Consider the following 20,393-nt stretch of genomic DNA (forward strand, 5'->3'; position numbering starts at 1 on the left):
AGAGCACGCTCCCCCACGCTCGGCTGCGCTCGCGCGGGAGGTACCCCCATGACGCCGCAGGGCCGCCCTCCGGGCGACCACGGGAATGCGACGACCGGACCTAGGGAACGGGGCGGCGGACCGCGCCCGGGGCCGGGCCCCGGGTCAGCCGGTGCCACCCCGGAAGTCCGCGTCGAGGGTCACATGCCCCGGCACTTCGGGCAGTTCGGTGAGCGGGTGTCTGAACTCGACGGTGCCGTCCGCGGATTCGGCGGCCCGCTGGAAGCCGAGCGAGGGGTAGAAGTCGCTCACCTTGTGGTTCTTCGCGGTGGGCCGGTAACCGGCGCGTACCTCGACCGCGCCCGAATCCACGGCGTGTTCGAGCAGCGCGGCGACGGCGGCCTGCTCGATGCCGCGGGCGAAGACCCGGCAGCTGAGCAGCATGTTGTCGATGCGCAGGGCCTCGTCCTCCCGGTGCGCGAACAGGGCGCCGACGACGCCGTTGTCGCCGAAGCGGTCCCGGGAGCGCACGGCCAGCACCAGATGGTCCGGCGAGTCGAGCCGTTCGCGGACGTCGGGCGCCTGGAGCCGGCGGGTGGTGAGGTTGAACTGGTTGGTGCGCAGGGTGATCTGGGCGACCCGGGCCACCTCGTGGTCGCGTACCGGGGCGACCTCGACGCGTACGTCGAGGGCGCGCAGGTATTCCTCCATCGAGCCGGTGGCCTGCTGGAAGTCCTGCCGCTGCGCCTCCTGCCGGTACTGCACGGCGCGGCCCCGGTCCTCGGCGGTCAGTTCCCGCACATCGAACCAGCCGTCGGCGAGCAGCCGGTCGATGTGCAGCGCCGGTTCCTCGTCGAGCCCGATCACGGCGACCTCGGGGAGCGTGGCGGCGACGAGACCGCGTTCGAAGGGCGAGTCGTCGGCGAAGACGAGGCTGTCGGTGCCGAGATTGAGGCGGGCGGCAATCGCGCGGATATTGCCGTCCTTGGGTTCCCAGTCGGCGCTGATCCGGACGAAGTCGGCCTCGCGCAGGGTCATGTCGGGGTGGTCGCGGAGCACGTCGAGCACCGGCTCGCGGTCGTTCTTGCTGCACACCGCGAGCAGCACACCCTGGCTGCCGATCTGCTTGACCACCCGCTGGAACCGGCCGAATGCCTCGCCGCGGTAGGTGGTGGCGGCGGCGATGCCGTCGGGTCCGTCGTCGCCGAGGATGCCGTCCCAGAGGGTGTTGTCGAGGTCCAGGACGAGGACCTTCTTGGCCTTGCCGCGCAGTGTCCGCAGCAGATGGCCCGTCTGCCGTGCGTATCCGGCGAGCAGCTCCTCCCCCAGGTTCACCTTGGCGTAGGCGGCGAGCCGCGGGTCGCGGACCGGTCCGCCCTGGGCGATCAGCGGCTCCAGGTCGACGACGTGCAGCCGCGGGTGCGCGGCGGCCAGCCGCAGCAGGCCGACGTTGAACTCCCGCCAGACGATGGAGAGTTCGTTGCGGGAGCGGTGATCGACCAGTTGCTGGGTGTGCTGGGTGAGCAGCGGCAGGGTGTTGAGTACGAGCGTCCCGGTACCGTGTTCGTCGTAGTGGGCGGCGAGCCGGTCGAGGAGTTCGAGTTTGCCCGCGGCGGTCCTGGCGACGTCTTCCGCGCCCCAGGGCAGCGGCAGTTCGTCGAAGACGATCTGGGCGTCCAGCAGGCACAGGGCGAGTTCGGTGCCGGGAGCGTACAGATGGCTGCCGGTGTCCTGGAGGTCGCGCAGCCATGCGTCGTGGTCGCCGGCGCTCATCCGCAACGGGACCCCGTGACGGGCGAGTTCCGCGGTGAGCGACGCGGTCAGCGCATCGACGGTGCCGTGTCCGGTGACGGCGACGGTGGCGGGCACGACGTCGGGGTGCCGCGCCACGATGTCCTCGGGGGCGACCTTGGCGAGCAGTCGGCCCGCGCGGGACAGCTGGGCGAACCCGTCGTCCGGCTCGGCGAGTTCGGCGAGCAGTCCGGGCACCGCCGGGTACTCGGCGGCGAGCCGTCGCTCGCCGTACAGCGCGCGCAGCCGGTCGAGGGGGCCGGCGGGTCGGGCGCGCTCCGGGTCGGACGTCGTCACTGCTGTACTCACGGTCGGTTCGCCTCTCTGCGGGGGCGGGCGGGCGCTTGGGAGCTTGTGCCCCGTCCCTAAAGACGGGCTTGCGCCCGGACCGGCGGAACCGGCCGCACGGACCCGCCCGCAAGGGCTGCTTTAGGCGGGCTGCGGACCATCGGTGGAGGATGACTCCTTCTGAAAGGCAGCACCGATGACGACAACTGAGCTGACCGCAGAAGTGTGTGTGGTCGGAGGCGGCCCGGCGGGGCTCACTCTGGCCGTGGAGCTCGCCAGGCGTTCGGTCTCCGTCGTGGTCCTGGAGCAGAGCGGTCACTTCGACCGGTCGTTCCGGGGCGAGTCGGTCTCCCCCGATTCGGTGTGGCTGCTCGACAAGTTGGGCGTCCTCGGCCGGCTGGACGGCGCCTACCAGCAGATGCACCGGATGGAGATCGTCGACTCCGGCAGCACGGTACTGCGCGCCGACTTCCGCCGCTTCCGCTACCCGCACCCCTATCCGGTGGAGCTGCCCCAGCCGGCGCTGCTCTCGGCCCTGGCGGGCCTCGGGCAGGAGGAGCACCCGGAGCACTTCACCCTGGTGCGCCGGGCGACCGCCACCCGGCTGCTGCGCGCGGACGGCGAGAGCGGCGCGGTCACGGGGGTGACGGCGCGTACCCCGGAGGGCGAAGTGACGGTGCGCGCGGCCCTCACGGTGGCGGCGGACGGCCGGTTCAGCAAGGTCCGCGAGATGTCGGGACTGTCGTACACGAAGCTGCCGTTGGACCGTGACGTGGTGTGGCTGAAGCTGCCGTTCCCGTCCGAGTGGGACGACCGTACGTATCGCATCCGGATCCGCGGCGACCAGCACGGGCTGTTCATCCCGACCCACCCGGACAGTGTGCGCGTCGGCTTCAACATCCCGAAGGGCGGGCTGAAGGACCTGCGCGCCGAGGGTCTGCCTGCGCTGTACGAGCGGCTGGACCGGCTCGCGCCGGAGCTGGCCGGGCCGGTGCGCGCGGAGATCCGCTCCTGGTCCGACACCTCGATGCTGGACATCTTCACCACGATGGTGCCGCGCTGGTCGATGCCGGGTCTGGTGCTGATCGGCGACGCGGCGCACACGCTGACGCCGATCCTCGGGCAGGGTGTCAATCACGCGATCATCGACGCGGTGACGCTGGCCCCGCTGCTGCGTGCGGCGTTCGACGCGGGCGGGCGCGAGGCGGCGCTGCTGGCGGCGAGCGTCCGGTTCCAGCGGGCCCGGGAGGAGTCGGTCGCCACGTCGCGCGGTCTGCAACTGCGGCAGGAGCGGCTGTTCGCGCTGCACGGCGCCGGCGGTGTGGTGCGACGCTCGCTGTACCGGGTGGTCGACCGGAGCCAGAAGCTGCAGGAGCGGGTGCTGGGACGCGCGTACTTCCAGTTGCAGCAGCCGGGGCCGCACGTCGTGCAGGCGCAGTCCCCCACTGCCCGGGTGTGACCGGAGGCCCCACCGCCCGGGTGTGACCGGAGGGTCAGCAGACCGGGGCCGGACCGCGAACGGCACAAGGCCCCGGCCCGCACGGCGCGTTCCCGTACGGGCCGGGGCCTTCACCCTGTCCGCCCACCGTCTTCGGCCACGGCCACGGACCGTCCCCGGCCGCGTGGCGGGGACGGACGCGTGGCGGGGACGCACGGTCGCGGGACGCACGGTTGCGCCACCGGACCGGCGGGTCAGGTTGTCGCCGCACCGGCCCCACCCCCCGCCCCGTCGCACTGGAGCGGAACTGAGGACGCGGCGGCGTGGAACCGGCCTCACGGCCCGGTCCGTCACTCGGCCGACGGCTCCCAGCCCACCGCCACCAACCGCCCCGTGCGGTACCGGACCCGGCGGGCCGGGCCGCCGACCGGCCCTTGCGGACTTTTACGGTCAGGCCGTCAACCGACCCCCGCCGCACCGAACCCAGCCGATCAGACCGCCGACCGGTTACCGCCAGGCCGAACCCGCCGGCCGGGCCGCCGACCGGCCGTCGTGGTACCGGACCGACGTGGTCGGTCGCGGCGGCGCCCGGCCGTCACCGGGTGACGGCCGGGTACTGCCGCGCCGGGGCCGTCACCAGGAGACGGGCAGCCGGGTCAGGCCGTGCACCATCATCCCGGTCGTCAGCTCCAGGGCCTCGACCTCCTCCGCGAGCCGCAGACCGGGGAACCGGTTCAGCAGCGAGGTGACGACGATCTGCAGCTCCGCCCTGGCCAGCGCGGCGCCCACGCAGAAGTGCGGGCCGTGGCCGAACGCGACGTGGTGGACGGCCTCGGGCCGGGTGAGGTCGAACTCGTCGGCCTGTACGCCCGGGAAGCGCGTGGGGTCCTGATTGGCGGAGCAGACCGCCGCCAGCACGGCGCTGCCCTCGGGGATGACGGTGCCGCCGATCTCCACGTCCTCCAGGGTGATCCGCAGCGGGCCTCCGTCGCCGATCGGGTTGACGCGCAGCAGTTCCTCGATGGCGTGGTCGATCATCTCGGGGTGCTCGCGCAGCGTGGCCAGGTGCTCCGGGTGGCGCAGCAGGGTCAGCATGATCTTGCCGATCATGCTGACGGTGGTCTCGTGGCCGGCGACGAGGATGGTCGCCGCCATGACGATCAGCTCGAACTCGTTGAGGCTGCCCTCTTCGTCGTGGGCGGTGACGAGCGCCCCCATCAGGTCGTCCGTCGGCTCCTCACGCTTGCGCTTGACGAGGGCACCCAGGTACTCGATCATCTGCTGGCGCTGCGCGGCGGTCTCCTCCGGGGTGTGCGCGGTCAGCGAGACGAAGGCGTCCGACCACTCACGGAAGCGGTCGCGGTCCTCGAAGGGCACACCGAGCAGTTCGCAGATCACCATCACCGGCAGCGGGAAGGCCAGGGCCGTGTTGAGGTCGACCGGCCCGTCCTGCTTCTCCATCTCGTCGAGGAGTCCGTCGGTGAGTTCCTGGATCCGCGGACGCATGTTCTGCACCCGGCGGGCGGTGAACTCCCGGGAGACGAGCCTGCGCAGCCGGGTGTGCTGGGGCGGGTCCGTGGTGAACAGGCTGCCCGGCACCGGGGGTGTGCTGGTGAGCTGCGGGGCGTCGGGGGCGATGGTGGCGGCCCGGCTGAACCTGGCGTCGGCGAGAACGGTGCGCACATCGTCGTAGCGGGTCACCACATAGCCCTCGTCGCCGCTGGGCAGCCGGACGTGGGCGACGGGGCACTTGGCCCGCAACTCCTCGTAGACGGGGGGTACTTCGACAGCCGAAGGGCGGTGGAACGGGTAGTCCATCAGGGGTTGGCCGGCCTTGGGCCCGCCGTGCGTCGTGTCCGTCGTTTCCATGCGTTTCCTCCGGCAACAGTGCTCAGCGGTTACTTGGCTGCGGTGGTGCAAGGGGCCGACGCGCGGCGCGAGACGCGGTCGGGGACCCGGACGAGCCTCGCAGCGAGGGCTTGCGCGGCACCAAAGCGCCCCGCGGGCGCCGGGTCAGCGCTGTCCGCCGTCGGCGCCGCGCAGGCCGAAGCCGAGGGCCCGGTCGGCGGCGATGTGCACCAGCCAGGCCAGACCGAAGTTGAACAGCGGGACGGCGATGGTTGAGCGGTCGGGGATCAGACAGCAGAGCATGACGACGACGGCGACGAGGGGCCGGTGCAGGAGGTTGTAGAAGGGCACGGCCCTGCGGGGCATCCGGCCGTGCTCGTGCGGACCGGAGAGCGCGGCGAGGAAGGACAGGTCGGGTACGACGAGACCGGCGATAGCGGCGACGATCACCCAGCCGCCGTACTTCGCCGTCTCGAACACCAGAAAGATCAGCAGGAGGACGGCCAGCACCCCCCAGGCGAGGCGGACCTGCGGTGAGGCCGAACTCCTCGTGGCGCCTTCCGCGGCGTCGTGTGTCACGGGACGTGTTCCTTTCGCGATGGTTCCGTACCGGCTCGGGAGGGGGCGGCGCGGCGGCCGCGCGGTGGTGGTCGAGGGAGGGCCGGAGGCCCGCCGTTCCCGGGTCACCGGGGACGGCGGAGCGTAGCCCGACGGCAGGGGCCGGGTCATGGCCCCCGCATGACGGATAAATGACCGGAACATGAGATTCTCACCATCCGGCCGCCGGGTCGCGGTACCGGCCCGTCACACCGCGACCCGCTCCTTGGCGTACCGGCGCGTCAGGGAGGCGAGTTCACGCAGGAAGAGGTCCTCGTGCGACCTGACGAAGAAGTGCCCCCCGGGCATCGTACGCAGTTCGCAGCCGTCCCCCGCGTGCCGCCTCCATGCGGCCACCTGGTCCACGGTGACCAGCCGGTCCCCGTGTCCCGCGAACAGGTGCAGCGGTACCCGCAGCGGCTCGGCCGGCGCGGCGCCGCTGCCGAGGCACAGCCGGATGTCGTCGCGGGCCACCGGGAGCAGCGCGGAGAGGAACTCGGGACGTTCGAGCAGCGTCTGCGGGATGCCGCCGAGTGCCACCAGGCCGGCGACGAGTTTCTCGTCCCCGGCGTCCGGGTCGGCGATCGGCGGGGCCGGCAGGTGCGGGGCACGGTAGGCGCTCAGCACGAGTGCCCGGGGCAGGGCCGCGCCGCGCCGCTGCCGCCGCCGGGCGAGCGAGTACGCGATGAGCGCCCCCATGCTGTGTCCGTAGAAGAGGTGGGGTTCGGACAGCTCCTCGTCGAGCTGCGCGTCCATGTCGTCGATGAGGGCGTCCAGATCGGTGAACCTGGGTTCGGTGAATCGTTCCTCGCGGCCGGGCAGTTGCACGGGTATCACCCGCACCCCGGCGTCGTGGGCGTCGAGGCAGCGCTGCCATCGCCGGTACGCCGAGGCTCCGCCGCCCGCGTACGGGAAGCAGAACAGCCGTGTCGCGGGGCCGGGTTCGTCGTCCGGGCGCTTCCGGGACAGGTATCGCGTCATGATGCTCCGTCTCGGTTCCGTCCAGGGGTGAGTGGTCGGCCGGGTCCGCGGTGCGAGAACGGGCGGGACGGCCCGGCCGGCGGCGAGCCCCACGCTGCCCGGGCTCGCTAAAAGGCCGCCAAACTCGGCACGGTGAGGTCGAGTCGGGGGTCGGCTGCCAGGATCGCCCGGTGCAACTTCTGCAGGCGCAGGGAGGGCTCGATGCCCAACTCCTGGACGGTTGACGCGCGTAGCTTTCGAAAAACCTCAAGCGCCTGCCACGCGCGTCCGCACCGGTAGAGCGCCAGCATCAGCAGCGCGTGCAGACTCTCCTGGAGCGGGGCGCGCTCGGTGAGCGCGAGGAGTTCACCGATCACCTCGGCGTGTCTGCCGAGCCGCAGATCCGCGGTGATCCGCCCCTCCAGCGCGGAACGCCGCGCCTCCTCCAGCCGCAGCAGCTCGACCCGGAGCGCGGGTCCGATGCGTACGTCGGCGAGGGTCGGCCCGCGCCACATGGCGAGCGCCTCGCCCAGCAGCTTCGAAGCCATCTCGTCGTCGCCGCTCTCCAGGGCCCGCAGGCCGCGGCCGCTGAGCTGCTGGAAGAGGTCGGCCTCCAGGACGGGCGCGGGCATGTTCAGCGCGTACCCGGCGTAGCCGCGGCTCAGCACCTCCTTGGGCGCGCACTCGTGCTCCGGCCCCAGGGCGTGGCCGATGGCCCGGCGCAACTGCTTGACATAGGTCTGCACCACACCCGCGGGCCCGCTGGGGGGTCTGGACTCCCACAGCTCTTCCGTCAGGGTCGTCACGTTCACGTCCCAGCCCGCGTTGACCGCCAGCAGCGCGAGCAGCTGCCGCGGCTTGGCCGCGCTCGGCACCACGGAGGTACCGTCGATGCTCACCACGAGCGGCCCGAGAACCCCGATCTCCATGCCACTGCTCCTTCCGCCTGCCGGAACACTGACACGTCGTCGGCTACAACGACACTTATCCGATCATGATTTCGGCCGGGAATCTGGCTGCCCCGGGGTATGAAATTTTCATGGTTGCGGCCTTCGGTGACCGGCTTTAAGCGATGCTTCAGGGCCCGCGGCAACCCTGGGCGCCGACGGGGGCCGTCTCGGGACGGCCGCGGGACCGGCTGCGGAGAAGAGGGGCGGTATGAGGCTGAGGTTCTGGCTCGGCAAGGCCGCGGCCAGTGCGTTGAACCTGCTCATCCAGCTCGGCGCCTTCTCCGTCGGACCGCTGCCCGGCGTCCACTACCCCGACCCCGGCCCGGACCCCGACCGCGGTCCGCGGGACGAGGGCCCGCCGGACACCGCGCACACGCCCCCGGCCTGGCACCCGGAGGGCCGGTGCACGACCCCACCGAGCCAGACCGAACGGGAACTGTGGGCCGCCCTCGGCATCGACCTGAAGCAGACCGGCAGTTGACGAAGCCGCCAGTCGACGTACCGGAACATGACGAGCCGTCGCCCCACCCACACCGCCCTCAATGACACCGAGAGCCACGCTCACGGCTGAGGGGCGCTCCACGGAGCGCCCCTCACCGACGAAAACCCTTCGACCAGCGGTCACTGTTCGCGCGGCCTCGGTCCCTTGGTGGACGGGGAACGATGGGTTACCCGCTCGTTCAGGCAGGTCGCCAGGACCCTCCGGTGTCTGTCCGTCTCCTCTTTCCTCATCGGCCGACCGTAGCGACCCGTCGGGTCGGCCGGGCTGATGAGTCAGCCGACGAAGGCTGTGTAGGTGCCGACCGAGAGGCCCGAGAACGTCAGGAGTTGGCGCGGTTTGAGGAGGGTGAACGCTGCGTGCATCCCGATGCCGGCTGCGACGGCGTACGACGTGGTCTGCGGGAGGAGCAGCGCGACGGGCAGGGCGATCTCGGCAACGATGACGGTGACCGCGACCAGGTGCCACACGCGGATGTCGCGAGCGGTGAGGTTGCCCGTGCGTCGGTGGACGACGCCAGTGATGGCGTGCCGACGGCGGTAGGGGATCTGATCGTGGAGCTGGGTGTAAGCGTGCATCCACTGGGCGAGGTAGAGGCCGGTGCGGAACTGGCGGGAGCGGAGCTTCTGGAAGGCGCTGTTCCAGTAGAGGTCGGTGGTGACGAGCACCAGGAGCACCTGGGCCCAGGTGTTGGCCGTACTGGGGTGGTGCTCGATGGCCAGGCCGTGGCCGAGGTCTCCGGCGACCAGGAGGCACGCGCCGGTCAGGAGGGTGAACCGTACGGCGCTCGGACTCTTGAGGTAGAGCAGTTCCATGGCGGCCCCGGCCAGGACCAGCAGGAGGGCCAGTCGGGGTACTAGGCCGACGGCCAGGGCGACGGCGGCGGCCGTGCGGAGGATCAGCATGGGCCGGTAGAGGCCGGCCAGGAGGCGGCCGTGCCGGGGGCCGAAGCGCTGTTCGGCGAGGTTCAGGCTGAGTGATCCGGGCGCGAACCTCTTCCAGCCGCCCTGCCCGAAGGACAGAGCGAACCGCGCGGCGAGCACGGTGCCGTAGGCGATGCGGAACAGCTGGAGTCGTCCGGGATCGGTCGGATGCTGGAATCCGTCTGCGACGACGTCAAAGAACCACACGGCTGTCCCTCACCTCGATCGCCTGCTCGCCCTTGACGGACAGGACACGGCCGTCCCCGTCGATCCGGCCGGTACGGACCAGGTGGTCGATGACCGTCTGGAGCTGGGGCGGAGGCAGCAGGAATGTCCCCGGGCTGAGGAACGCGTATGGGTTGACGGGCTCGGTTCGGCCGTCCTGGGTGCCGGTGAGGGTGACGATCACGAAGGTGGCCCGGGAGAACAGGGGGTAGCGCATCCAGCGTCCGGGTCTGCGGGTGAAGCCGGTGAGCATCCAGATCAACAGAGCTGCGGTGGCTGTGAGTTGGGCAGCGGACAGTAGGGTTGCGGGCATGACAGGGGACCTCCGGGCCGGGAGGGACAAGGTGGTGGTGAGGGCCGTTACTCGGGCTTGGGGGGCCGCTGCATCAGGGCGGCGACAGCGTCGTCGAGAGTGACCGTGCCGTGCAGCACGGCGGTGACCACGGTCGTGATCGGCATGTCGACGCCGTGGGCGCGGGCGAGGTCGAGAATCGCCTCCGCCGACTTGACGCCCTCGGTGGTCTGCCGGGTCTCGGCGGCGGCCTCGACAACGCTCAGACCGTGGCCGAGGTGGGTGCCGAAGGTGCGGTTGCGGGAGAGCGGGGAGGAACAGGTGGCCACCAGGTCCCCCATGCCGGACAGGCCGGCGAGGGTGGTCGGCTGGGCGCCCAACGCTGTGGCCAGCCGGATGCTCTCCGCCAACCCTCTCGTCATGATCAGGGCCGTGGCGTTGTCGCCCAGGCCCAGACCGACAGCGATACCGACGGCCAGCGCGATCACGTTCTTCAGCGCGCCACCCATTTCGCAGCCGATCACGTCAGTGGAGGTGTAGGGCCGGAAGTACGGGGTGTGGCAGGCCGTTTGGAAGCGGCGGGCGGTGTCCTCGTCGGGACAGGCAATGGTGGCGGCCGCGGGCTGCCTGGCCATGATCTCCCGCGCCAGGTTCGGGCCGGACAGCACGGCGACTCGCTCGGCGGACACGCCGGTCACCTCTCGGATGACCTCGCTGGCCCGCAACCCGGTGTGTGTCTCGATGCCCTTCATGAGTGAGACGATCACTGTCTGGGGCTCAAGGTGTGGCGTCCACTCCTTCAGGCACAGGCGCAGGGACTGTGCAGGGACGGACAGCACGAGGAAGTCGGCACCGTGCAGCGCGGCCGCCGGATCGGTTGTGGCGGTGAGTGAGGCCGGCAGCTCGATATCCGGGAAGTAACCGGGGTTGAGGTGGCTGGTGTTGATCGCGGCGGCGATGCCTGCGCGGCGGGCGTGCAGGACCACGCTGGTGCCGGCGTCGGCGAGGATGGTCGCCGCGGCGGTGCCCCAGGACCCCGCGGAGAACACCCCCGCGCGGGCGGGGACGTGCTCGCTCACTGCTGGGTCCTCTCGTCCGGAACGCGGCCGGCGTCTGGGTGGCCGGGCCTGGTCATCGTATCGGCCGCAGCCTCTGCCGAGCGGTCTGTCGAGAGCGGCGCAGCGTGAGCAGGACCGCGCGCCGACCGGGCAGCAGGGGAAGCGTGCGGGTGGCGGTGGCCAGCATGATCTGCGCTTCGGCGTCGCCGAGCTCGCGTTTGAGGGTGTCCGCGTGGCGGATCCATAGCCGGAACACCCTCTCCCATGTGGCGGGTTCGTCCGGGCGTTCGTCGACGTGCTCCAGGACCAGCCCGGCGGCCCGGGCGTGGTGTTCGAAGTCCAAGTCGGCGTCGCGACGTACGGCACGGGTGAGGGCGAGGCGGCCGCCGGGCGCCAGGACGCGGCCGAGCTCGCGCAGCGCGCGGGCCCGGTCGGTGGCGAAGCCGAGGGTGTCCACGCACACCACGGCGTGGGCGCAGCCGTCGGGCAGGCCGGTGGCCTCCAGCAGGGCGACACGGAAGACGGCACGGTCGACGGGGACGAACCCAGTGGTACGGGCGGTGGCCTGCGTGATGGCGGCCGTCGCCAGGTCGATGCCCACCAGGCGGACGGACAGGGCGCGAGCCAGCCACAGGCCGACCCCGCCGGTACCGCAGCCCGCGTCGACCAGGAGCTGGCCCGACGTCAACCGCAGGCGGGTGACCAACAGTCCCAGCAGCGGCCACTCGCACGAGCTGTTCGCGGCGACCTCGTACGGGTAGCGCTCACCCATCGCCTCGGCGTACAGGCGCGCGACGAGCGGTGCACCAGCCGCCCGGGCGGTGTGCCAGGTGTCGAACGCGGCCGCCACCGCCTGCGCTCCGGATGCCGGGGCGGCGGGGGCGGCGGGGGCAGCCGCGGGGAGGATGTGGTGTGTCATCGGGGCATCGACCTTGTGATCCGTGAGCGGGTGCCGGGAGCAACGACCTGGACGGCGTGGACGGGGCCCGCCGAGGCGGACAGGTCCAAGGCCAGGGGTTCGTGTCGGGTGACCCGCTGAACCCGGCGTGCGATGTCGGCGACCTGGTCGGCGAAGCCGCCGCGGACGGGCTCGAAGCCGGCCGTGGCCTGCGGCCAGTCGACGAGGCCGGTGCGCTGTGCGGGGCGGAAGGCGGGGACGTGGTCGGCGGAGGCGGGCGAGCTCGGCAGGTCGTCCCGGGTCCCGGAGATCACGGTGAGCCGTGACTGCGCGGCCTCGGTCAAAGCCCGGGTCAGCGCGATGACGGGGCTGGTGTGGCAGCCTCCGCCGGCGAACACCATCGGCAGGTCCTCCGACCACACGTAGGCCAGAGCGACCGGCAGCCCGTATGGGCCCTCCACCAGCGCCATCTCCAGCGCCATCTGCGCTGCCGTCAGACGGTCGATGACTTCCCGGGTGTACGGGTCTTCGACGGTGCCGGGGGCGATCAGGATCCGCCGACGTCCACCCGACTGACCGTCCCGGTAGAGGACATCCCGCTCCACGACCTCGAACAGGCCGTGCAGCAGCGCCTCGTCGCGGGTGGTCCCGCAGGCCAGGCCGGTGCTGGTTGCACGCAGCAGATCCGGGCTCCACTCCGGCCGCTGCACCCGCCGGCGCACCACGTCGAGGGGCACCAGCACCTTGTCCCCGCTCACCAGGCCGCTGCCCGCCGTCCACTCCCACACCATCCGCTCCAGCACGCTCGGGTCGTACCGAGTGGCCAGCGGCAGGGCGGACAGCGGGCAGTGCAGGCCGACTGCCCCGGCGGGGCCGTGCGTGGCGACGGGCAGCGGCTGTTCGACGTGCCACAGCTCGATGGCCTCCATGGCGGCCGAGATCTTCGCGAGCAGGTCGGTGGCGCCCTTGCCCTGGGACGTGCTCAGGGTGCGGGAGGCGGGCCTGATCGCCGTCCACACCGGTAGCCCGATACAGTCGAGTCCGGTCAAGTTGGCGACCCGGGTGATCCCGTACTCCTTCAGCCGTTCGGCCAGCATCTCCCAGGTCTCCTCCGGGGCCCGGGCACGCACTGTCCCCGGCAGCTCCATCAGGCCGTCACCGCCCACCACGGATCGCCTCCTTGCTCGTCTCGGTCGCTTCTCCGGCTTCGTTGAGGAATCCGGGCACGAGCCGCTTGACCATCTCAATGGCATATGCCGCACCGATCAGACCGCGGGCAGACGCCTGCGCATCGAGCGTCTTCGGCTGGCAGCGCCACACTTGGAGCAGGGCCTGGCGCGCGATGTCGTCGGACACGGCCGCGGCCCCGGGGCGCTCGCTGCGGTACGCGGTGAGCGCGTCGGTGTACCGGGCGACCGCCAGGCGGTCGTCGGGGGTCTCCCCGGCCAGCAGCACGGCGACGGCCGCCTCGTCGCGCAGGTCGAGTGCGGGGTGGAACACCCGGTGCGCAGGCAGTGCGCCGCCGGTCGCCCGCTGAAGCCGCTCCGGCAGCGGCAGGCCCTCGCCGCCACGGGCTGGATGCCAGGAACGGTGGGCGAGGAAGTCAGCCCACCGCCCCCGGAAGTCCGGGTCGAACACCTGCTGGTAGACGACGCGGGCCGCGGTGGACAGCTCCATCCCGTCGACCCAGGACAGGGCGAAGTGGTTGGACCAGGCCCGGAAGTACGAGGAGTCCCAAGTCACCGGCGGGGGCGGCTCACCGGCGGCCCGGTCCCGGCTGCCGAGGGCAGTGCGTACGGCGGCCAGGGCGTCGAGGCGCTTGAGGTCGCCGAAGTGCGGGTCACATTTGCGCTGTTGGGACAGCCAATCGGCGAACTCCGCCTCCGCATGCCGCCGGCAGACGGCCCACACCGCGGCCGTGGTGCGCTGCGGGTAGTAGACGGCGCGCAGCGCGGCCAGCAGCCACTCGGCCCGCGCCTCGTTCAGGACTCCGGCCTCCTGGGCCAGCTGAAGAACGTGCCGCAGGTTCACCACGGGCCAGGTCAGCGCCTCCCGGGCACCGTCTGGGACCTGGCCGACCGCCACCTCGTCATCCCCGGTGATCTCTCCCCGGGCGTAGGCGGTGTAGATGGCGCCGACGCCGAGCATCCCGAACGCGTCCAGCTCGGCGGCCCGCAGTGCACCGATGCTGGCCGCACCGATCACCCGCACGCCTCGGCCCATCGCGGCCAGGACCTCCTTGTGCTTGAGCGCCGGGGCCTGGTGGTACACCCCGTCGATGATCACGGCGGTGTCGCCGTCACGGACGGCGGCGTCGAACAGGTCGCCGTGCTGGATCGGCGGCCAGATCCGTACCCCCGGCGCCGACAGCACCGGCTCGGACCTCGGCAGCGTCGGCCCGACGAACACGTGGTGCAAGGCTCCTCCAGAGTCGGACGGGAGGGGTGTCCCTCCCCGGTCCGGGGGACTCTGGGAGGGACACCCTGGGGGACGACTGCGGGTCAGGGAACGAACGGGTCGTCGTTCTCAACGTCCTCGGCGACGACCACGATCTCGGTGACCTCCGAGGTCTCCTCCGCCGCGATGGTGGCGGCCGCAGCAGCGGCAGCGGACTTGTGCATGGCTCCTCCTGGGGAACGGGGTTCAGCGGCCGGCCGGACCGGCGCGGCCTGTTGACGTCCGCCAGTGAAGCCGGGCCGGCCGAAGCCGGTAAGCCCCACCAGGGGGACCCCACCGTGGGGGTATCGTCCGCGCTGATGCTTCGTCATCCTGTGGGAGCCGAGGGGGCTTACTCGTGGTAGACGACTTACGGACGTCACCGGCCCAGGTGCCGCCCCACCTGCTGCGCGACCTGCGGTTCGTCCAGGCCGCCCATACCCATGACTTCCCGGCGCTCTTCGCCCTGGCGCACAGCCACGGGGTGAGCTACTACCGGATCGGTGAGGCGTGCGGCATCAAGCCCGAGCGCGTGTCGCTCATCGCGCGGGGCAAGGCGACCGTGACCGCGCTTGACACAATCGTCCGTGTTGCGGACGCACTTCGGATTCCGGGTGCCCTTCTGGGGCTTGCTGCGCGACCCTGGGAGGACAGCACGCCCGAACCCCACCTGGAGTCCGACGATGGAGACGACCCCATGAACCGCCGCCAGCTGCTGCGCGGTGCGCTCGCTGCCGGTCTCACCGGGGCGGCGCTCACCGCTCTGACCGACACCCGCCAGTCGCTGGACCTGGCGCTCGCCGCGGACACCGAACCGGCCGACCTGTCCGACCTGGAGGCGGCCACCGAGACGTACGGCTACGGCTACCACGGGCAGGCCCCACCCAGGTGTTGGCCGACATCGTGGGCGACTTCGCTGAGCTCCGGCCTTTCCTGAGCATCCCTCAGCCGGTCGCCACCCGTATCCGGGTATGCCGGACCGCCGCGCAGATGGCCGGCATGACGGCCATCGTGCTGCACGACCTCGGCGCCCGGCGCCACGCACGGGCCTGGTTCGACACCTCCGCCACAGCAGCCCAGGAATCCGGCGACAAGCAACTGCTCGCCTGGATCTGGGCGCGCGAGGCGATGGTCCCCCTCAACTACGGCGCCCCGCAGGCCGCAGCCCAACTCGCCGAGCAGGCCCGTCGGGCCGCCGGAGACCGCCCGACCGCCCCGGCGACCCTTGCGGCCGCCGTCGCCGCTCGCGCCTATGCCCTCTCCCACCAGAGCGAGCAGGCCCGCGACGCACTCGCGGCCGCCGACCGTTACATGGATCGACTCGACGCCGGCTCGCGGGCCGACACCTGGCTCACTCACGGCGAGCAGAAACACCACGTGCACCTGTCCCACGCGCTCACCGCGCTCGGCGACACCGGCCGCGCCCGCGAGAGCCAGGACCGGGCGCTGGAGCTGTCCGCGCCGACCAGCACGATGACCCGTTCCCTGCTCCAGATCGATGCGGCCGCCTGCGTCCACCATGACGGCGATCCCGAGCAGGCGTGCCGTCGCACGGTCGCCGTGATGGTCGGCCTCCCGGACGCCTACCGCACCGGGCTTGTTCACCGCCGGGCGTTGGATCTGTACCGCTCGATCCCCACGCAGCAGCACCGCGAGGCCGCCGTACGCGAGCTGCGGGACGTACTGGCGGGCTGATCCGCTGGATCCGCATCGGGGCCATCCCTGTTGGGTCCCATGGGGCCCTCCGGAACGGGTCAGACCGTGGGGACCTGCCGGAGGAGAAGGTCGTATGCCGGCCCGCCGGGTTCGATGCGGTACGGGCCCGTGTACCGGTAGCCGAGCCGCTCGTACAGTGCGCGCCCGGCGGTGTTGTCGGGGCGGGCCAGCAGCGAGGACCACTCGGGGTTGATCGCAGTGCGGAGCCCGGTGTGGAGGCGGGTCCCGATGTCCTGGCCCTGCCAGGCCGGGGTGACCGCGAGCTCGCACAGCCTCATCAGACGCCCGACGCGGACGTGTTCGGGGATCTGCGGCAGCAACTCATGGCCGAACCAGTACTCCGGCGCGCGTGGGAAGGCGTATCCGAAGCCGACGGAGCAACGGTCCCCAATCCCCAACTGGTCCCAAAAATGATCAAAGGGTGGTTCCGGACTGCTCCGAAACCACCCCTGAACCGCGACTTCACAAGTCGGGACGACAGGATTTGAACCTGCGACCCCTTGACCCCCAGTCAAGTGCGCTACCAAGCTGCGCCACGTCCCGGTGCGCTCACACACGGTGACCCGGGTGAGCGCGTGAGGAGCACTGTACCCCACGCCCCGGGGCGCGCCGAAAGCGGTACTGGGCCCAAAGCGGTACCGGGCGGGGCCGCGGGCCGGTGGGGGACAATCCGGGTATGGGAAACACGGGCGCATCACCGGGTCGGCCGGCCGGCACCCGGGACCGGGACAGCGCGGGCCGCGCACGCAACGCACGGCCCCGGGACGGGCTGGGGCGGCCCCTGCCGTACGGCGCGGACGGGGTGGCGCGCCAGCCGGAGGGGGTCGTGCGCACGCCGTCGCGGACGGTCGCCGAGGCGCAGGAACTGCTGGACGCGGGGCGGCCCTTCCATGCGCACGAGGTCTTCGAGGACGCCTGGAAGTCCGGGCCCGAGGACGAGCGCACGCTGTGGCGGGGCCTGGCCCAACTGGCGGTGGGGCTCACCCATGCGGCCCGGGGCAATGCCACCGGCGGGCCGCGGCTGCTGCGCCGGGGCGCGGGGGCGGTCGAGGAGTGGGCAGCGCACAGCGGGCGGGAGCGGCCGCATGGGCTGGACGTGGCCGGGCTCGCGGCCTGGGCGCGCGCGCTGGCGGGCGCGGTGGAGCGGGACCGGGCGCCCGTCGACGCCGCCGCGCGGGCCCCGCGACTGCGCGGGCGGCAGGCGTCGTAGCGCTCGGCGGGACGGGCGTGCACACCCGGTCGGGGGCATGGGGCAGACTCGGGGCGTGCGAAGAATTCTTGTCATCGGTATCGGCGCGGGCGACCCGGAGCAGCTGACCCTGCAGGCGGTCCGGGCGCTGCGCGACACGGACGTGTTCTTCCTCCTCGACAAGGGCGAGGTGAAGAGCGATCTGACCGGGCTGCGCCGACAGATGCTCGACGCGCATCTGCCGCAGGGGACGTACCGGCTGGTGGAGGCGCGTGACCCGGAGCGGGACCGGGGCGCGGGCGGCGCGGCGTACTCCCCGGCGGTCGGCGAGTGGCGCGGCGCACGTGCCGACATCTATGCGCGGCTGATCGCCGAGGAGGTGGGCGAGGACGAGACCGGGGCGTTCCTGGTGTGGGGGGATCCCGCGCTGTACGACAGCACGCTGGGGATCCTGGAGGAGGTGCTGGCCCGGGGCGCCGTCGCCTTCGCGTACGAGGTCGTGCCGGGCATCAGCAGTGTCTCGGTGCTCGTCGCCCGGCACCGCACGGGCCTGAACCGGGTGGCCCGGCCCGTGCAGATCACCACGGGGCGGCGGCTGGCCGAGGGCTTCCCCGAGGGCGTGGACGACGTGGTGGTGATGCTCGACGCCCACCAGGCGTTCCAGCGGTACGCCGACGAGGACATCGACATCTACTGGGGCGCCTATCTGGGCACCCCGGACGAGATCCTGGACTCCGGTCCGCTCGCCGAGGCCGGGCCGCGCATCGAGCGGCTGCGCGCCGAGGCCCGGGACCGCAAGGGCTGGATCATGGACACGTATCTGCTGCGCCGCAATCCGCACGACCGCTGACGGCGGCACCAGGAACCGGGACCCGGTGGTGCGGCCGACCGGCTCAGCGCGTCGGTCGGGGCGGGGTGCGGCCCAGCCGTTCCAGCACGGCCGCGACGTCCGGCACCGCCGTCACTCCGGCCGGCAGCGGGGGCCTGCGGACGACGACCACGGGCAGGCCGAGGGTGCGGGCGGCCGTCAGTTTGGCGGCCGTGGCCGCTCCCCCGCTGTCCTTGGTGACCAGGACGTCGATCCGGTACCGACGCAGCAGCGCGGTCTCGTCGGCCACCGTGAACGGGCCGCGCGCGAGAAGGAGTTCGGCGTGCGGCGGTAGCGGCGGCGCGGGCGGCTCCACGGACCGTACGAGGAAGTGCACCGCGGTGAGGCGGGCGAAGGCGGCGAGCCCGAGGCGGCCGGTGGTCAGGAACGCCCGGCGGCCGAGGCCGGGCAGCGCTTCCGCGGCGGCGCCGAGGGAGGGCACCGGATGCCAGCGGTCGCCGTCGCCGGGCTGCCAGCCCGGACGGCGCAGCACCACCAGCGGCACCCCGGTCGCCGCCGCGGCGCGTGCCGCGTGGGCGGTGATCCCGGCGGCGAAGGGATGCGTGGCGTCCACGACGGCGTCCACCCGCCGCTCGGCGAGCCACCCGGCCAGCCCCTCGGCCCCGCCGAACCCGCCGGTACGGACGTCCCCGGCCACCGGGGCCGGCCGGGTCACCCGCCCGGCCAGTGAGGTGGTGACCCGGACACCGGGGCCGACCGCCAGTTCGGCGGCGAGCAGGCGCGCCTCGGCGGTACCTCCGAGGATCAGGACGTGCGGGGACATGGGGGTGAGCGTACGGGGTCACGGGACACGGCCGTCCGGGTGTGTGCGGTGCGGGCGTCCGGGCCACATGTGCGGTACGGACATGCGGACCACACGTCCGGTACGGGCATGCAGCCCGCGCGCCCCGTGCGGACATGCAGCCCGCGCGTCCGGTGCAGGCATGCGGATGTATGCGGAACCGCGCTCCTCGGGCCGCGGAGGCAGCGCGGTCGGCGTCAGCGCAGCAGCAGTTGCGCGCCGCCCACGATCGTCGCCGCGATCAGCAGGTGCTCGAACAGCCGCTGGTTGATCCTGCTCACGGCCCATCTGCCGAGGAACGCCCCGGGCACGACGAACAGGACGAGAGCGGCGTCGAGGAGCAGCGAGCGGCCGTCGATCAGGCCGAGGCCGACGCTGAAGGGGATCTTGGACACGTTCACGATCAGGAAGAAGAACGCCGACGTGCCCAGGAAGCCCAGCTTCCGGAAGCCCGCCGACAGCAGGTACATCGACATCACCGGGCCGCCCGCGTTGGCGACCATGGTGGTGAAACCGCCGAGGACGCCGTACGAGCGGGCCTTGACGCGGCCCGCCCGGCCGGTGTCCCACTCCGGGCTCCGACCGCTGTCGGCCCGGCGCCGCCGCCAGAGCGTGACCGCGGCCATCAGCAGCAGGATCGCGCCGATCGAGGTCCGTACGACCCCGTCGTCGGCCCGCATCAAGAACAGCGTGCCGATCACCACTCCGGCCGCGACGGCGGGGAACAGCCGCCACAGCGTGGGCCAGTGGGCGTGCCGCCGGTAGGTGGCGACGGCGAGCAGATCGCCCGCGATCAGCAGGGGGAGCAGCACGCCGGTGGAGGAGCGGGCGGGCAGCACCGCCGCGAAGACGGCGAGGCTGACCGTGTTGGCCCCGCTCACCGCGGTCTTGGAGAAGCCGACCAGGAGCGCCGCGAAGGCGAGCGCGGCGAACTCCCGGCCTGAGATGTGCCAGAGCGTCATCGTGTTCATGCGGACACCGATGCTATGCCCACGCATCTGGGCCGCGTAAGCACACGTCTGGGCTGCGTAGGCTCGCGTCGGTTCGCGAAAGGAAGCGTCTGGTTCGCGAAAGGAAGCGTCCCGACGAGCCACAGGGAGGCGCGCGACCGGTCATGACGTCGGCGCGGACGACCGGCGACGTGACACGGCCCTCCCGGCGGAGCCCTCGCTCAGGACCGCTCGACCAGCAGCGCGCTGCCCTGCCCCACCCCCACACACATGGTCGCGAGCCCCCGCTCCGCTCCCGTGCGGCGCATCCGGTGCAGCAGGGTGGTGAGGATGCGGGCGCCCGAGCAGCCGAGGGGGTGGCCGAGGGCGATCGCCCCGCCGTACGGGTTGACCAGGTCGGGGTCGATGCCGAGCAGGTCGACGCAGGCCAGGGCCTGGGCGGCGAACGCCTCGTTGAACTCGGCCTCCTGGATGTCGCCCCCGCCAGCCGACCCGGGCCAGCACCTTGCGGGTGGCGGGCACGGGGCCGATGCCCATCACATCGGGGTGGACGCCGGCGGAGGCGCCGGCCGCATACCGGCCGAGCGGCTGAGAGCTGCGAACAGAGTGGGAGTCCGATCAGCGTGCGGCGTCTGGTGCGTGCGATCGCAAGGCGCCGGAAGGTCCTCGTAGCGGAGCTACCAGGG

Annotated in this window: 20 protein-coding genes, 1 tRNA gene and 1 pseudogene; 6 read left to right on the forward strand and 16 right to left on the reverse strand. The window is 72.3% G+C overall.

Annotated elements, in window-relative coordinates:
- Window positions 1-144: 144 nt before the first annotated feature.
- On the reverse strand, window positions 145-2,079 hold the full coding sequence (locus ACWEKM_RS40770) for an HAD-IIIC family phosphatase (RefSeq protein WP_451626346.1): 1,935 nt from the start codon (window positions 2,077-2,079) through the stop codon (window positions 145-147).
- A 175-nt stretch (window positions 2,080-2,254) separates the two neighbouring features.
- Here ACWEKM_RS40770 and ACWEKM_RS40775 point away from each other — a divergent pair, with 175 nt between their 5' ends.
- Window positions 2,255-3,517 (forward strand): FAD-dependent oxidoreductase, encoded by a 1,263-nt coding sequence (locus tag ACWEKM_RS40775; RefSeq protein ID WP_451626347.1) that lies wholly within the window; start codon window positions 2,255-2,257, stop codon window positions 3,515-3,517.
- A 612-nt stretch (window positions 3,518-4,129) separates the two neighbouring features.
- On the opposite strand, the gene ACWEKM_RS40780 is transcribed toward ACWEKM_RS40775, so the two are convergent.
- The 4 genes from ACWEKM_RS40780 to ACWEKM_RS40795 form a co-directional block, all read right to left on the reverse strand.
- On the reverse strand, window positions 4,130-5,365 hold the full coding sequence (locus ACWEKM_RS40780) for a cytochrome P450 (RefSeq protein ID WP_451626348.1): 1,236 nt from the start codon (window positions 5,363-5,365) through the stop codon (window positions 4,130-4,132).
- A gap of 144 nt (window positions 5,366-5,509) precedes the next feature.
- On the reverse strand, window positions 5,510-5,923 hold the full coding sequence (locus ACWEKM_RS40785) for a DUF4260 family protein (protein ID WP_451626349.1): 414 nt from the start codon (window positions 5,921-5,923) through the stop codon (window positions 5,510-5,512).
- Between the two features lie 225 nt (window positions 5,924-6,148).
- Window positions 6,149-6,922 carry a thioesterase II family protein gene (locus ACWEKM_RS40790; protein WP_451626350.1) on the reverse strand — a complete coding sequence of 258 codons (774 nt, stop codon included), beginning with the start codon at window positions 6,920-6,922 and terminating at the stop codon, window positions 6,149-6,151.
- A 107-nt stretch (window positions 6,923-7,029) separates the two neighbouring features.
- Entirely contained in the window at window positions 7,030-7,830 is an 801-nt protein-coding gene (locus ACWEKM_RS40795) for an AfsR/SARP family transcriptional regulator (protein ID WP_451626351.1), read from the reverse strand.
- Between the two features lie 229 nt (window positions 7,831-8,059).
- Here ACWEKM_RS40795 and ACWEKM_RS40800 point away from each other — a divergent pair, with 229 nt between their 5' ends.
- Window positions 8,060-8,332: a hypothetical protein gene (locus tag ACWEKM_RS40800; protein ID WP_451626352.1), complete on the forward strand. Its 273-nt coding sequence runs from the start codon at window positions 8,060-8,062 to the stop codon at window positions 8,330-8,332.
- Between the two features lie 293 nt (window positions 8,333-8,625).
- On the opposite strand, the gene ACWEKM_RS40805 is transcribed toward ACWEKM_RS40800, so the two are convergent.
- From ACWEKM_RS40805 to ACWEKM_RS40830, 6 genes are read right to left on the reverse strand one after another with little or no spacing between them, the layout of a single operon-like run.
- Window positions 8,626-9,480: a hypothetical protein gene (locus ACWEKM_RS40805; protein ID WP_451626353.1), complete on the reverse strand. Its 855-nt coding sequence runs from the start codon at window positions 9,478-9,480 to the stop codon at window positions 8,626-8,628.
- The gene (locus ACWEKM_RS40810; RefSeq protein ID WP_451626354.1) at window positions 9,467-9,811 is read right to left on the reverse strand and encodes a hypothetical protein; all 345 of its coding nucleotides are present in this window, start codon (window positions 9,809-9,811) and stop codon (window positions 9,467-9,469) included. The genes ACWEKM_RS40805 and ACWEKM_RS40810 overlap by 14 nt, the downstream gene beginning before the upstream one ends.
- 47 nt (window positions 9,812-9,858) lie before the next feature.
- Entirely contained in the window at window positions 9,859-10,869 is a 1,011-nt protein-coding gene (locus ACWEKM_RS40815) for an NAD(P)H-dependent glycerol-3-phosphate dehydrogenase (RefSeq protein ID WP_451626355.1), read from the reverse strand.
- Between the two features lie 52 nt (window positions 10,870-10,921).
- A complete protein-coding gene (locus ACWEKM_RS40820; RefSeq protein ID WP_451626356.1) occupies window positions 10,922-11,767 on the reverse strand; it encodes a class I SAM-dependent methyltransferase in 846 nt (281 codons plus the stop codon).
- Window positions 11,764-12,915, reverse strand: a complete 1,152-nt coding sequence (locus ACWEKM_RS40825; protein ID WP_451626357.1) for a YcaO-like family protein — start codon at window positions 12,913-12,915, stop codon at window positions 11,764-11,766. The genes ACWEKM_RS40820 and ACWEKM_RS40825 overlap by 4 nt, the downstream gene beginning before the upstream one ends.
- On the reverse strand, window positions 12,902-14,155 hold the full coding sequence (locus tag ACWEKM_RS40830; protein ID WP_451626358.1) for a TfuA-like protein: 1,254 nt from the start codon (window positions 14,153-14,155) through the stop codon (window positions 12,902-12,904). The genes ACWEKM_RS40825 and ACWEKM_RS40830 overlap by 14 nt, the downstream gene beginning before the upstream one ends.
- A 385-nt stretch (window positions 14,156-14,540) precedes the next feature.
- On the opposite strand from ACWEKM_RS40830, the gene ACWEKM_RS40835 reads away from it, so the two are divergent.
- Window positions 14,541-15,119 (forward strand): helix-turn-helix domain-containing protein, encoded by a 579-nt coding sequence (locus ACWEKM_RS40835; RefSeq protein WP_451626359.1) that lies wholly within the window; start codon window positions 14,541-14,543, stop codon window positions 15,117-15,119.
- A 62-nt stretch (window positions 15,120-15,181) separates the two neighbouring features.
- A complete protein-coding gene (locus tag ACWEKM_RS40840; protein WP_451626360.1) occupies window positions 15,182-15,877 on the forward strand; it encodes a hypothetical protein in 696 nt (231 codons plus the stop codon).
- Window positions 15,878-15,936: 59 nt separating this feature from the next.
- Here ACWEKM_RS40840 and ACWEKM_RS40845 read toward each other — a convergent pair whose 3' ends face one another.
- Together ACWEKM_RS40845 and ACWEKM_RS40850 are read right to left on the reverse strand one after the other, a co-directional pair.
- The gene (locus ACWEKM_RS40845) at window positions 15,937-16,296 is read right to left on the reverse strand and encodes a GNAT family N-acetyltransferase (protein WP_451626361.1); all 360 of its coding nucleotides are present in this window, start codon (window positions 16,294-16,296) and stop codon (window positions 15,937-15,939) included.
- Window positions 16,297-16,367: 71 nt separating this feature from the next.
- Window positions 16,368-16,441, reverse strand: a tRNA-Pro gene (locus ACWEKM_RS40850).
- Window positions 16,442-16,574: 133 nt separating this feature from the next.
- On the opposite strand from ACWEKM_RS40850, the gene ACWEKM_RS40855 reads away from it, so the two are divergent.
- Together ACWEKM_RS40855 and cobF are read left to right on the forward strand one after the other, a co-directional pair.
- Window positions 16,575-17,108 carry a DUF309 domain-containing protein gene (locus ACWEKM_RS40855; RefSeq protein WP_451626362.1) on the forward strand — a complete coding sequence of 178 codons (534 nt, stop codon included), beginning with the start codon at window positions 16,575-16,577 and terminating at the stop codon, window positions 17,106-17,108.
- A gap of 55 nt (window positions 17,109-17,163) precedes the next feature.
- Complete coding sequence (gene cobF, locus ACWEKM_RS40860; protein ID WP_451626363.1) at window positions 17,164-17,937, forward strand: precorrin-6A synthase (deacetylating); 774 nt, start codon at window positions 17,164-17,166, stop codon at window positions 17,935-17,937.
- A 43-nt stretch (window positions 17,938-17,980) separates the two neighbouring features.
- Here the strand turns inward: cobF and ACWEKM_RS40865 are convergent, their stop codons facing one another.
- The 3 genes and pseudogenes from ACWEKM_RS40865 to ACWEKM_RS40875 form a co-directional block, all read right to left on the reverse strand.
- The gene (locus ACWEKM_RS40865; RefSeq protein WP_451626364.1) at window positions 17,981-18,739 is read right to left on the reverse strand and encodes a cobalt-precorrin-6A reductase; all 759 of its coding nucleotides are present in this window, start codon (window positions 18,737-18,739) and stop codon (window positions 17,981-17,983) included.
- Window positions 18,740-18,954: 215 nt separating this feature from the next.
- Window positions 18,955-19,728, reverse strand: a complete 774-nt coding sequence (locus tag ACWEKM_RS40870) for a sulfite exporter TauE/SafE family protein (RefSeq protein ID WP_451626365.1) — start codon at window positions 19,726-19,728, stop codon at window positions 18,955-18,957.
- 200 nt (window positions 19,729-19,928) lie between these two features.
- Window positions 19,929-20,298: pseudogene (locus ACWEKM_RS40875) on the reverse strand (3-oxoadipyl-CoA thiolase); the annotation flags it as partial.
- Window positions 20,299-20,393 lie beyond the last annotated feature (95 nt).

The organism is Streptomyces sp. NPDC004752, from assembly GCF_053601275.1.

Coding starts and splice junctions, on each gene's coding strand:
- ACWEKM_RS40775 (WP_451626347.1), top strand. CDS start 2,255: ATGACGACAACTGAGCTGACCGCAGAAGTGTGTGTGGTCGGAGGCGGC.
- ACWEKM_RS40780 (WP_451626348.1), bottom strand. CDS start 5,365: ATGGAAACGACGGACACGACGCACGGCGGGCCCAAGGCCGGCCAACCC.
- ACWEKM_RS40790 (WP_451626350.1), bottom strand. CDS start 6,922: ATGACGCGATACCTGTCCCGGAAGCGCCCGGACGACGAACCCGGCCCC.
- ACWEKM_RS40795 (WP_451626351.1), bottom strand. CDS start 7,830: ATGGAGATCGGGGTTCTCGGGCCGCTCGTGGTGAGCATCGACGGTACC.
- ACWEKM_RS40800 (WP_451626352.1), top strand. CDS start 8,060: ATGAGGCTGAGGTTCTGGCTCGGCAAGGCCGCGGCCAGTGCGTTGAAC.
- ACWEKM_RS40810 (WP_451626354.1), bottom strand. CDS start 9,811: ATGCCCGCAACCCTACTGTCCGCTGCCCAACTCACAGCCACCGCAGCT.
- ACWEKM_RS40820 (WP_451626356.1), bottom strand. CDS start 11,767: ATGACACACCACATCCTCCCCGCGGCTGCCCCCGCCGCCCCCGCCGCC.
- ACWEKM_RS40840 (WP_451626360.1), top strand. CDS start 15,182: ATGACGGCCATCGTGCTGCACGACCTCGGCGCCCGGCGCCACGCACGG.
- ACWEKM_RS40855 (WP_451626362.1), top strand. CDS start 16,575: ATGGGAAACACGGGCGCATCACCGGGTCGGCCGGCCGGCACCCGGGAC.
- ACWEKM_RS40865 (WP_451626364.1), bottom strand. CDS start 18,739: ATGTCCCCGCACGTCCTGATCCTCGGAGGTACCGCCGAGGCGCGCCTG.
- ACWEKM_RS40870 (WP_451626365.1), bottom strand. CDS start 19,728: ATGAACACGATGACGCTCTGGCACATCTCAGGCCGGGAGTTCGCCGCG.